Annotated in this window: 14 protein-coding genes; 3 read left to right on the forward strand and 11 right to left on the reverse strand. The window is 57.8% G+C overall.

What is annotated here, in order from left to right; translation table 11 throughout:
- Positions 1–1215: putative PEP-binding protein (locus R6T97_RS10640; protein WP_410349271.1), on the forward strand; the 1215-nt coding region annotated here is incomplete at its 5' end.
- A 9-nt stretch (positions 1216–1224) separates the two neighbouring features.
- On the opposite strand, the gene R6T97_RS10645 is transcribed toward R6T97_RS10640, so the two are convergent.
- Together R6T97_RS10645 and R6T97_RS10650 are read right to left on the reverse strand one after the other, a co-directional pair.
- On the reverse strand, positions 1225–2178 hold the full coding sequence (locus tag R6T97_RS10645; RefSeq protein WP_410349272.1) for a 1-phosphofructokinase family hexose kinase: 954 nt from the start codon (positions 2176–2178) through the stop codon (positions 1225–1227).
- Between the two features lie 4 nt (positions 2179–2182).
- Positions 2183–2542: a hypothetical protein gene (locus R6T97_RS10650; RefSeq protein ID WP_410349273.1), complete on the reverse strand. Its 360-nt coding sequence runs from the start codon at positions 2540–2542 to the stop codon at positions 2183–2185.
- A gap of 149 nt (positions 2543–2691) precedes the next feature.
- Here R6T97_RS10650 and R6T97_RS10655 point away from each other — a divergent pair, with 149 nt between their 5' ends.
- On the forward strand, positions 2692–3120 hold the full coding sequence (locus R6T97_RS10655; RefSeq protein WP_410349274.1) for a DUF2267 domain-containing protein: 429 nt from the start codon (positions 2692–2694) through the stop codon (positions 3118–3120).
- A gap of 20 nt (positions 3121–3140) precedes the next feature.
- Here the strand turns inward: R6T97_RS10655 and R6T97_RS10660 are convergent, their stop codons facing one another.
- From R6T97_RS10660 to R6T97_RS10680, 5 genes are all read right to left on the reverse strand, one after another.
- A complete protein-coding gene (locus R6T97_RS10660) occupies positions 3141–3749 on the reverse strand; it encodes an ABC-type transport auxiliary lipoprotein family protein (RefSeq protein WP_410349275.1) in 609 nt (202 codons plus the stop codon).
- 3 nt (positions 3750–3752) lie between these two features.
- Positions 3753–4952, reverse strand: coding sequence for an MlaD family protein (locus tag R6T97_RS10665; protein ID WP_410349276.1), 1200 nt, complete (start codon positions 4950–4952; stop codon positions 3753–3755).
- The gene (locus R6T97_RS10670; RefSeq protein ID WP_410349277.1) at positions 4952–5728 is read right to left on the reverse strand and encodes an ABC transporter ATP-binding protein; all 777 of its coding nucleotides are present in this window, start codon (positions 5726–5728) and stop codon (positions 4952–4954) included. Before R6T97_RS10670 ends, R6T97_RS10665 begins: the two co-directional genes overlap by 1 nt.
- Positions 5728–6855 carry an MlaE family lipid ABC transporter permease subunit gene (locus R6T97_RS10675; RefSeq protein ID WP_410349278.1) on the reverse strand — a complete coding sequence of 376 codons (1128 nt, stop codon included), beginning with the start codon at positions 6853–6855 and terminating at the stop codon, positions 5728–5730. Before R6T97_RS10675 ends, R6T97_RS10670 begins: the two co-directional genes overlap by 1 nt.
- A gap of 338 nt (positions 6856–7193) precedes the next feature.
- Positions 7194–8333 (reverse strand): site-2 protease family protein, encoded by a 1140-nt coding sequence (locus tag R6T97_RS10680; RefSeq protein WP_410349279.1) that lies wholly within the window; start codon positions 8331–8333, stop codon positions 7194–7196.
- A 224-nt stretch (positions 8334–8557) separates the two neighbouring features.
- Here R6T97_RS10680 and R6T97_RS10685 point away from each other — a divergent pair, with 224 nt between their 5' ends.
- Positions 8558–8896: a hypothetical protein gene (locus R6T97_RS10685; protein ID WP_410349280.1), complete on the forward strand. Its 339-nt coding sequence runs from the start codon at positions 8558–8560 to the stop codon at positions 8894–8896.
- 314 nt (positions 8897–9210) lie between these two features.
- On the opposite strand, the gene R6T97_RS10690 is transcribed toward R6T97_RS10685, so the two are convergent.
- The 4 genes from R6T97_RS10690 to R6T97_RS10705 all read right to left on the reverse strand — a co-directional run.
- Positions 9211–9738 carry a universal stress protein gene (locus tag R6T97_RS10690; RefSeq protein WP_410349281.1) on the reverse strand — a complete coding sequence of 176 codons (528 nt, stop codon included), beginning with the start codon at positions 9736–9738 and terminating at the stop codon, positions 9211–9213.
- Between the two features lie 68 nt (positions 9739–9806).
- Entirely contained in the window at positions 9807–10052 is a 246-nt protein-coding gene (locus tag R6T97_RS10695) for an acyl carrier protein (RefSeq protein WP_410349282.1), read from the reverse strand.
- Entirely contained in the window at positions 10049–11248 is a 1200-nt protein-coding gene (locus tag R6T97_RS10700) for a dihydrolipoamide acetyltransferase family protein (RefSeq protein WP_410349283.1), read from the reverse strand. Before R6T97_RS10700 ends, R6T97_RS10695 begins: the two co-directional genes overlap by 4 nt.
- Positions 11245–11787 (reverse strand): alpha-ketoacid dehydrogenase subunit beta (locus R6T97_RS10705; RefSeq protein ID WP_410349284.1); only part of this gene is annotated, 543 nt, incomplete at its 5' end. The genes R6T97_RS10705 and R6T97_RS10700, both read right to left, overlap by 4 nt.

Genomic DNA, 11787 nt, shown 5'->3' on the forward strand with positions numbered 1-11787 from the left:
TCGACCACCGACCCCGATTGGGTGCCGATCATGAAGCGTGCAGCCGCCATCGTGACCGACCACGGCGGGCGCACGTCACACGCGGCGATCGTCAGCCGTGAATTGGGACTTCCTGCGGTGGTGGGATGTGGGGACGCCACGCATCTGCTGCATGATGGGCAGGATGTTACCGTGTCTTGTGCGGGGGGCGAGGAAGGTCTTATCACCGAAGGCATTTCCGAGATCACGGTGCAAGAAGAAACAATGGACGCGCTGCCAGAGGTCAAGACGCAAGTCATGCTGAACCTTGCCAACCCTTCAGCCGCGCTTCGCTGGTGGCGTTTGCCGGTGGATGGCGTCGGCCTTGCGCGGATGGAGTTCGTCATCAACAACGCGGTCAAGGTGCACCCCATGGCGCTCTTGAACTTCGACAGGATCAGCAACAACGAGACGCGTGAAAAGATCGCCGCCCTGACGACCGGTTATGACAATAAGCCCGATTACTTCGTCGAACATCTGGCCCGTGGCCTGTCGCGGATCGCAGCCTTTTGCTATCCTAAATCTGTCATCGTTCGCATGAGCGATTTTAAGACCAACGAATACGCAGACCTTCTGGGCGGGCGCGATTTCGAACCCCAAGAAGAAAACCCGATGATCGGGTTCCGCGGGGCGTCGCGCTATTACTCCGAACACTACCGCGACGGTTTCGCGTTGGAATGTCAGGCGATTGCGCGACTGCGTGGCGAGATGGGTTTTGACAATGTGATCATGATGATCCCCTTTTGCCGGACGCCGGAAGAGGCCGACAATGTGCTGGTCGTGATGAGGGATAACGGGCTGGAACGCGGTAAGGACGGGTTGCAGGTCTACGTGATGTGCGAAATTCCGGCCAATGTGGTGCGTGCGGCGGAATTTGCACAACGGTTCGACGGTTTCTCGATCGGGTCCAATGACCTAACGCAGCTGACCCTCGGGATCGACCGCGATTCAGATGCGCTGGCGGGGCTTTTCCGCGAGGATGATCCGGCAGTCCTGTGGATGATCGAAACCGTGATCCGCGAGGCACATAAGGCAGGCTCCAAGGTGGGTTTCTGCGGACAGGCACCCAGCAACGACCCGGCCTATGCGCAAAAACTGGTCGGCTACGGCATCGACAGCATTTCGGTTACTCCGGATAGTTTTGTGAGCGTGTTGCGCAATGTGGCGCAGGCTGAAGCAGGCCGAACGACCTGCTAGGTTCTTTGGCTATAGGTCCTCAACCTCACTGTGGTCGAACCGGGCATGTGTCGTCTGGGCATCACACAATGCCGTTCCTTCGGTGCTGACCGTGGCGCTGGCAGCGGCAACGCCCCATCGCAGAGCCTGCGGCAGGTCTTCGCAGCGGGCCATTGCCAAGGTCATGGATCCGACGAACGCATCCCCCGCGCCGATCTTGCTGTTTACGGGGACGTTGGGGGGGTGACAGATCAGTCTGTGCTCCTGCCCTACGAGAACTGAACCTTCCGCGCCGCGCCCGATGATAACGATCTCGGCCACCCCGCGTGCGACCAGGTCGGCTGCGTAACCAACACTATCTGCAATCGTATCCAGCGGACGGTGCGCTGCCTCTGACGCTTCGTTTTCATCTATGCGGAGCAGATACAACGGAACTGCCGGATGTGTGATCAGGCGATCAAGCGCCGTGCCAGAGGTGTCGATGATGACCTTTGGCGTCTTGTGTTGCGTGGCCGTGATGATTTGTTGCAAGAAGTCTTCGGGCAGACCGGGAGCCACACTCCCGCTGACGATCACGAAACCGTCCTCTCTTGTGTGATCGGTGATTGCAGCGATCAGAGTATCGGCATCCTGTCCGGTCAATTCCTGGCCCGGAACGCTGAAACGGTACTGCGCGCCGGTACTTTCGTCCGTCACCGCAAAGCTTTGGCGGGTCTCGCCTGAAACGGGAACGGGCTGGGTGGCAACGTCTTCTGCGGCAAGCAAATCAAGCAGCCGGTCGCCCATTGATCCGCCAACGGCTACAAGGGCGCGGGTCTGCCCGCCCAGTTTGCAGATGGTGCGTGCGACGTTCACGCCGCCGCCGCCGGGATCGAACCGGGGCAGCCCACACCGCAGCTTTGGCCCTGCGACCACCTGTGCCACATTCGTGGACACATCAACCGCGGGATTCAGGGTGACTGTCAGAATGTCTTTTTGTGTCAACGCATTATTGTTTCTGCGCCATTGCAAGTCTGATCACAGCAGCCAGAACAGCCTGTCCCAACACGGGGGAACGGCCAGTGCCGATCACGGCGTCACTGTCGCGGCTGTCATCTTCGCGCAAGGTACAATGCCAGTGGCCGTCACGATCATTGGCGCGTCCGCGGATATGGACGGACCAATCCGGATAAGCATCATCAGCAATCAGTATGGCTTGATCGGTGGTGCCGATACGGTCAGGTCCGGGTGTTTCGACCTCTGGGAGCAGGAATTCGAGTGCATGGATGACACCATCAAAATCAGCGATGCTCATGTCGCGGCTGGTTTCAAGTTCCTTGATCAGGACGTCCAGTTCAGGGTCTTTCATTTGTAACTCCAACGTCAAAGACTTGCGGGGCGGCACCCCCTTCAATCTTAGACGCTAGCAAGTTGCCGGCATGCTGCCTTTGATTTTGATCAATCCACTTGCGCTATAATGCGCTAGCTCATCGTTGAATTCCAAAACAGGAGCTGGCCATGACACGGATGATCCACGTCTTTGAACGCACAACCTACGAAGCCCACGAGTGGGTCAATAATCTGGCAGGGCGCACGGGCTGGCAAAGTGAGCGCGATGTTTTGCGGCTCTTGCGTACTGTGCTTTGCAAGATCCGCGATCATCTGCCGGTGAATGAAATGGCACAGTTTTCCGCCCAGCTACCGCTCATCCTGCGTGGGATGTTCTTCGAAGGTTGGCAGCCCAAAGTGACCCCCGTGCGTGAACGTCATGCCGCTGACTTTATCGCAGACGTCGATGACAAGGTTGGCGATGTAATCGACTACCAAGGTCTGTCTGACATCAAGGCTGTCTTCAACGTCATCAATGACCAGATTTCAGCCGGTGAGGTTGAAGATGTACGGGCCTGTCTGACACAAGAACTGCGCGATCTTTGGCCTGCTCCCTGATTGCCGGGTTGCGGTCGCGCTTATACTGCCCGCGCCAGCACCCAACCCATCGCTTCAGGCAACATCCCGTCAAGTAAGGTCTGAAAGCCGCGCACAATAGTCGTGGCCTGATCGTTCGCGATCATTCCGGTCTGCGCGAAACGGCGGGTGCCAAGTACGCGCTGGTCGCGGTCGCGCAGCACTGTCAGTTCGTACGTGATACCGGTTTGGAAGCCGCCATTGTCGAGTTGATCGACCCCGAACGCATCAATGCGGGTCAAAAGGACTGTATCGGGGACCGGTCCGGCCCCTTGCGCACCTACAAATCCGATCCGTCCGGCCGATGCCAGTGACTGGATAAAGATGGACTGCAGCATCTGGGGCAAACTGTCCGCCCAGCGCGCGTCAGGCAGATAGGTCACGGACAGCGGGTCCCGCCGGATCAGGACGCGGTCGGTGGCAATCGCGGCAGATGCTGTTGGTTCCAGCACAAGCAATGTCCGCGAGGACCGATCACCTTGGGTGCTGATGCCAATCGGTTGCAAAGCATAGGTATCGAGAGGAAGGGCGGCCTGGTTCAGCGCGTCGATGGCAGTGCATCCCGGCAATCCCAGTGCGCCCAAGGTGAATATGCGTCGTGTCAGGGTCATCAGCTACCTCCGGTATTCGGGAACGCGGTTGTCCAGCACGAACCCGGCAGGGTCCTGGCCAAGACGGCGGATCAAGTCATTCAAAGCGCGGACAGCGGCGCGGGCTTCGCCGCCCAATTGGCCGAAGTCCCGCAAGCCGGGGCTGAGATCGGCGATCGCGCTGCGTGCCTCGGCAACGCCAGCGCGCAGATCGGACATGATGGCGGGAACGTCCGCGGTGACCGAGGACAGTGTTTCAGCCAAATCGGTCAACGCGCTCCGGGCCTCTGTCAGGGCTGGCGCGACATCTGTCTCCATCAAGCCGTCGGCGCGTAGGAAAGCCTGATCGGCGCTGGCCAATGCGCTGTCTGCATTGCCCAGAGTCGTGCGTAGGTCATCAGCAAGCGGGGCGAAATCTTCTGCGATCAACGTATTGATCGCGCTAATCGCTTCGCTGGCCTGTTCGATCGCGGGGCTAAGTGTGTCAATTGCTGCGTTCGCGCTTTCGAAGGTCTCGGTGATATTTGCGAAAGAGGTATCAGCCGCGTCCAGCGTAGATCTTGCCGCGTCGCCAAGCCCCACAAATTCTTCAGTAAACTCTGTCACCTGTTCGGTCGCGGCGCGAAGGGTGTCGGTAATATCGGAAAAATCCGTCAGCGCCTGTTCGAGGCCACCGGTCGCTTTATTGACGTTTTCGAGAATGCTGCGCACATGCTTCTGATTTTCCGGACCTGTTAGTTCTTGCAGCTGACTGATGATGCGGGCGGCGTCATCAATCAAGTCTGGTGCGCTGCTGACGATGGACTGAAGCGATGACTGGCGTGAAGGGATGATCGGCGGCTCGTCTCCTTCGGGCGTCAACAATTCTGCACCGGGCGAACCGCCTGACAGCGCGATATAGGCGACCCCTGTCACCCCCTGGACTTCCAGCTGCGCCACCGTATCGACAGCTACCGGCGTAGTGGCGTCAATTTCGATTGCGACGTAAACCTTGCTGGGGTCCTCGTCCCATATACGGATATTCGTGACACTACCCACGGGAACCCCGTTGAACAGAACGTCCGCCGACCGATCAAGGCCCGATACGTTTTCGAACAAGACACCATATCGCGCATACTGGCGGTCGATCTGGACGCTGGCCAACCATAGGAAAAAGCCCAGTCCTCCGAGGATACCCAGAATGGTGAACAACCCGATGATGACAAAATGCGCACGGGTTTCCATCAGACAGTTTCCTTTTGTGTCAGAGCGGCGCGTGCGCGAGGCCCTTTGAAATAATCCTGTACCCACGGGTGATCGACGTCCAGCATTTCGGACATCGTTCCTGTCGCCAAAACGCGGCCTTCGGCCAAGACCGCGACGCGGTCGCAGATCGCGTGAAGGGTATCGAGATCATGGGTAACAAGAAACACCGTCAACCCCAACGCATGGCGCAAATGCGCGGTCAAGTCGTCAAAGGCAGCCGCGCCAATTGGGTCCAGACCGGCGGTAGGCTCGTCCAGAAACACGATCTCGGGGTCGAGTGCGATGGCGCGGGCAAAACCGGCGCGCTTGCGCATCCCGCCGGAAAGTTCCGATGGCATCTTTTGCAGGTCATCGTCTGAAAGGCCCACCATGCGGATTTTGATTGCCGCCAATGCCGCACGCGTTTCAGGTGACAGATCCAGTAGTTCGCGCATTGGCGCTTCGACATTTTGTTGCACATCCAGCGATGAAAACAACGCACCGCCCTGAAACATCACGCCCCAACGTTTGCGCAGGCGGCGGTAGTCCTCGGCGCCGGTATCCCGCACGCTTTTGCCAAAGACGGTGATCTGTCCCTCTGCCGGTTTCAGCAGCCCAACGATGGCGCGCAGCAAGACAGATTTACCCGTGCCGGAGCCGCCGACAATCCCAATGATTTCGCCCCTTTGGACATCAAGGTCGAGCCCGTCATGCACGGTGGTCTTGCCGAAACGCGTGACGAGGCCACGCACGCTGATGATGGGGTCCTGTGTCATCAGACCTCCATAATTGCGAAGAAGATGGAAAAGAGCGCGTCCGTCGTGATCACCAGAAAGATCGACAAGACGACAGAGGCTGATGTAAGACGTCCCAGCGATTCAGCATCGCCCTTGACCTGCATTCCCTTAAAGCATCCCACGATCGCGATAATCAGCGCAAAGAATGGTGCCTTGATCATGCCCACGCCGAAATGCCAGACATCCGTATTGCTGACAAATCGCGCTTGGAAAACACCGGGTGAAACGCCCAGTTCCACCCATGACATCAACGCCCCGCCAAACAACCCCGCGAAATTGGCGATGACCCCCAGCACTGGCAACATCACGATCATTGCAATCACGCGGGGGGCCACAAGTACCTCGACAGGGTCAAGGCCAAGGGTGCGCATCGCATCGATTTCCTCGCGCATTTTCATGGAGCCGATTGCAGCGGTAAACGCGGACCCGGAACGCCCCGCGACAATGATCGCCGTCAGCAAGATGCCCAGTTCGCGTAATATCGAAATGGCTATCAGATCGACGACGAAGACTTCAGCGCCGAACTGGCGCAGTTGGGTGGCCCCCTGAAATGCCAGTACGACGCCGATCAGAAACGCCATCAGCGACACGATGGGCACTGCATTCAGACCGACTTGCTGCATATGATGCACAATCGCGGTCCATCTGATGCGGGACGGGTGTAGGAAAAGGCCAACTATCGTGGCGACGACCTGCCCCAGAAACCCGGTGATCGCCAAGGACTGTTGCGCGGCAGAAACCGTGTGGCGGCCCATCTGTTCCAAGCGGTCCATCATTGTTTGGCTGCGCGGTTCAGCGTGATCTTCCTCTGGCATATTGGTGCGCAAAGTTTCGAGCAGATCGTTTTGCAACGCGCTGGCACCTTTGATCACCGGCTCCAAACCCTCGGATTGCAGACGGCGTTCCAGCGTGACGACGGCCCAAGCACCGGCGGTATCGAATTGCTTAACGCCGGACAGGTCAATGGCCTCGGCCTTGCCCTGCCTCAGGTCGATACTTTCGATTGTGCTGATCAACAAATCGCCTTCGAACACGTATGCCCCCTCTGCGACAGTCACGCGCGGAGAGGTGGAACGCGGTGCAGAACGGGAAACGCCGTTATTCATATCAAAGTGTTAAATCCTTTGCAGTATATCTGCGTTGATCAAGGTCAACTGGTCTTCTGGCCGCGTTTTGACAAACATCAATTGTCCGTTACCCGAGGATCATAGATTGAGAGGCAGAAAATATCACCCGAAGAGGCCCGCTATGAGATTAGTTCCACTGTTTGCAATCCTGTTTCTGGCGAGTTGCGCTGCAGAAGGGCGCTATCCCATTTCAGGCGAGAAATGCCAGCCCGACGACCCGGTTTTGGACCTGGACGCTACTGACTGCACGGTACCCATACTCGGATAGAGGTGTAGCGGAAAGGTCAAAATCCCGCAGGCGCACAGCCGCGCGCTCCCTACCGGACTTTGCGTCGGTTCGCGTGATCTGCCGCGTATAATTGTCCAAGCAGGTCGGCCAAGGTAACCACGCCCAACAGCCTATGATCGCGGACCACAAGAAACTTTCGGGTGCCGGTTTCGGCGATACGTTTGAACAGATTTGCAACTGTCATGTCAGGTGCGACGATCGCTGCCACATCAAGCCCGGCAAACACATCGCCCACGTGTGTGTTGGCCCAGTTTTCGCGGTTAACTGCTGCAAGAACCTCTTTATCAATCGCACCAATCAAAACGCCATTCGACACGACCGGTGCAAAACTGACATGGTATTTCAGCATCACCTGATTGACGAATTCTGCCAAAGTGATTTCGGGCGGTACGACAACCGGATCACGGCTCATGACTGCTGCGACGGTCTTGCCCTTGAACGTGGTTTCCATCAGCTGGTTCTGATAGGCGGACCGCGCTGCTGCAATCACGAAAAAACCGATCAGCATGTACCAGACCCCTGCAGCAGGGGCCCCTTGGAACAGGGCGAAGACGCCGAGAATTGTCAGGCCATATCCAAAGACTGTTCCCGATCGCGTTGTCGTGCGCGTTGCCCTGAGCACATCGCCATTGCGGCTCCAAAGATAGGCACGCAGCACACGGCCCCCGTCAAGCGGAAAGGCTGGGACCATGTTGAAGATGGCTATGACGATGTTGATCGTCGCAAGATAAGCCAGAACAACCACAAGTGGCCCCACGCCAAGAAAGTTGTGCATCAACACGCTGGCAATCCAAAACCCGGCACCCAATGCGATGCTCATGAGCGGGCCGGCGATGGCCACCCAGAATTCGGCCTTGGCGGACGGGACTTCGTTCTCAAGCTCGGCTACTCCGCCGAACAGGAACAGGGTAATTCCCGTAATCTGCACGCCATAATTGCGGGCGACAACCGAGTGGGCCATTTCGTGCAACAAAAGCGACCCGAAAAAGCCAAGCATCGCGATAATGGCCAGAATGAAATAAGCCGCTTCGTTCAAATGAGGCAATGTCACGGGGAAATATTGTGTCGCAAGGCCCCAACTGATCAGGCCCGCAATCAGAAACCAGCTTGGGTCGAGTTTGATATCGAAACCAGCCAGATTGAACAGTTTGATCGCGCTTGAGAACATTGCGGGCCTCAAGTGTGCGAGCTGACTAGCACCCGCCAAAAACTGCCTGATTGAGCAATGTCAAAACAGCAGCCGGATTTCCTGCTTTGAACTGTCGGTATCCTTTTGAAGTCTGACAAATATCAATCGTGGAACCAAAGCGGGTGGTAGTTTCCAGATGCGACATCTGAGGTCGCACTTTCACTAACAAATGATTGGCAGCGACCTGCCTGGAAAGGACTGAAATGTTTAGGAACTCATTCGCGATCGGCCTCTTGGCCGCTATAACCCTTGGTTCAATTGCCTCCGCCGATGAAAGCTACTTCACCTGTATGAGCCCATTGCAAAGGGACGCATCCCTTGAACTTGGTAGCATCACCGCAGAGGGTGCAGGTGTCGTCGAGGTTTATGATTTTCGCTTGGGCGAGCAGGGTGAACTGCTGGGGACGGTCGAAGTGAACGAAGGCGCCAATAGCGATGTTCGCCTGAATATCGGTATGCCGCCGCTTGGTGATCTCTTGGCTGTTCTGAAAGTCGATGGTGAGGTTGTTGCGACCAACGTCTACGATGTTTGTCGCGAATGAATCGCATTTTCTAATGAATCGCATTTTCTACTGGGCCGTCTGAAACGGCGGCCCTCGGTCGTAACCCCACTGTTCTCGCATAAGAGGCGCCGCATTTCGCCTCTGCTTTCGTGGCGCTTGTTCCCTCACGCCCGCAGATATGGACAAGTTCCGGCTCCGGTTCTGCCCTTCTTGCCGCATATCGGCCCTGATGAATTGGGCGCATTATCGGCTGTCAAATGCAGGTAGAGCGCGCGGTATCGTCATTGACGATCTGTTCATTCAAGGAAAACGCGGCTGCGTGAGATATCTCAAGAACAGCCACGCCCCGCAGCTTACTTTACAACGACCACTGTCTGGGCTGCATGGTGCATCACTTTCTGCGATATGCTGCCCAAAACAGAACCCCTGATCGTGCCTAACCCCCGCGAGCCGACAACGATCATGTCGGCTTCCTGTTCCTCTGCGGCATCAAGTATCTCATCGGCGTAATCGCCGTTGCGGGTCTCGGTCTGTACGTTTTGTACGCCCCATTCTTGCGCACGGGATTTGGCAGTGGCCACCAGATTTTCGCCCAACGCGGCGATCATGCGCACCCTGCCGGCGGCGTCATCACTGGGCGCAAACAGATCATAAGCACGCCCTGCATTGTAGGTCACACCGGGACGCACGGTTTCATGCACGCTCTCTGCGATATGTTCGACCTCTGCCATGCGCACCATTTCTTCGGGTGGACGCCCATGCATCAGCACATGCACGACATGAAGATCGGCCAGCAACTTGGTGGCCAGTTCAGACGCCAGATCAAGGGCGCGTCGGCTATTGTCTGACCCGTCATAGGCCAAAAGAATTTTGCGGATCATCTCATTGCTCCCATTATGCGTGACAGAGGCAAGCCTAGCAGTCTGCTTTCGGGGGCGATTGATGCGGATCAATCCGTTTTGCGGTGCAGATAGTCCAGCAGATCATCAAGGGTGCGCATCTGGTCGTAATCCGCTTCCGGCATCGGCAATGACAGGTCTTTGCCCAGTGCGGTGATCAGCGTCAGGAAATCCATCGAGTCAATATCGCATTCTTCGCGCAGGTCCTCTGCAGGATCGATACTATCGAAGGGAATTTCCGGGGCGATACGCCCCAGATGCCGGGCGACCAATGCGCGGATGTCCTGATCTGTCATAGCTGCGCTGGGTTTTGCATGTGCTTGATGATCTGGCGCAGGAATTGTGCGCCTTTGTGCCCGTCGCTGACCCGATGATCCGCCGCCAGCGTGATATCGGCGATGCGGCGGGCCTGAACCGTTCCGTCAATAACTGCAGCCCGCAGTGCTGGTGTGCCGATACCGACAATGGCCACCTGCGGCGGGAAGATCACACCGGTTATCCCTGCCACCCCGTGATCGCCAAGGCTGGTCAGGGTAATTGTTGGGTCCGACAGTTCGCGGGCGCGGAACCGACCTTGCCGGACGCGGGCCACGAGGTCTTTTAACCGGGTCATTAGTGAGGCCAGATCGCCTGCCGTCGCATCATGGATGGCAGGAGCCACGAGCCCGCCACCCCGCAGGTTGATCGCCATGCCAAGATGCACCGCTTTACCAGGCTGAAAGTGGTCATCTTCGAAATGTCCGTTGAATTCCGGATAATCCTGAGCAGCTAATGCCACCGCCCGAATATAGAGTGCGCCAAGTGACAGGCGCGCCTCTGGCGGTTGATCGGCGTTAGATGCGGTGATGAAATCCTCGGCGGCAGTCAGGTCGATGCTGTCGGACAAATAATAATGCGGAATTTCGCGTTTGGAGCGGGTCATGGCGGCGGAGATGGCCTGACGCATGGCAGATAGGGGTTCACCTTTGGCGGCAGTGGGTTGATCGGGTATGTCATCAAGCGAGATCACCTTGCCCGTTCCCAAGCTGGCCAGATCGAAACCCACCCGAGCGGCACGCCGCCGGGCAGCGGGGCTCACGCGTTGGCGTTCTGAGGGGTCCACCTCTGGCGGCGTTTCCGGTGGGGTTTCGGGCGGCGGCGGGGGTGCCGGTTCTTCCGAGGGCGGGGCAGGCGGCACATCAGGATCGCCGGGTTGCGGCACTTCTGACGGCGGCGTTTCCGGCGTCGGGTCTTTGGGTTGCGGTGCATCGGGTACGTCGCTGGCGCGGAGTTCGGCGATGGGTTTGCCTACGGGCACCTTGGTGCCCAGCGGAACCAGCCATTTGTCCAGGAAACCGTCCTCGAACACTTCGATTTCGATGACCCCTTTCTGCGTCTCAACGGCGGCGATGACATCGCCCCGCTGAACCGGATCGCCCGACGCTACCAATTGTTCAACCAAAGTTCCATCCTCCATATCTGCGCCCAATGAGGGCATGACGAATTGGCTCATGGTTGTTGCTCCATCAGCCTCTTGACCGCTGCGATGATGCCGTCTGTCTGCGGTATGGCAGCCCGTTCCAGATGGCTTGCATAGGGAGTTGGCACCTCGGCGCTACAGACCCGGGCCAAAGGCGCATCGAGTTCATAAAAAGAACCTTCCGCCAACCGCATCCCGATTTCGGCAGACAGGCCGCCGCTGCACCATCCTTCGTCGACCACAAGCACGCGATGGGTTTTTGTGACCGAGGCACGGATCGTGTCCATATCCAGCGGGCGCAGGCTGCGCAGGTCGATCACCTCGGCTTCAATACCCTCGTTTGCCAGCGCCTCTGCCGCCTCAAGTGTTTTGAACAGCGATCCGCCATAGGTCACCAGCGTGATGTCACGCCCTTTGCGCCTGAGCACCGCGCGGTCGATATCCACCGCTCCCGCATTCTCTGCCAGTTCGCCCGCGCGATTGTAAAGCATCACATTTTCAAAGATCAGCACCGGGTCCGGGTCTTGCAGCGCGGTCCAAAGCATCCCGCGTGCGTCCTCCAGCGTGGCAGG

This window comes from Yoonia sp., assembly GCF_046498525.1.
Lineage (GTDB): Bacteria > Pseudomonadota > Alphaproteobacteria > Rhodobacterales > Rhodobacteraceae > Yoonia.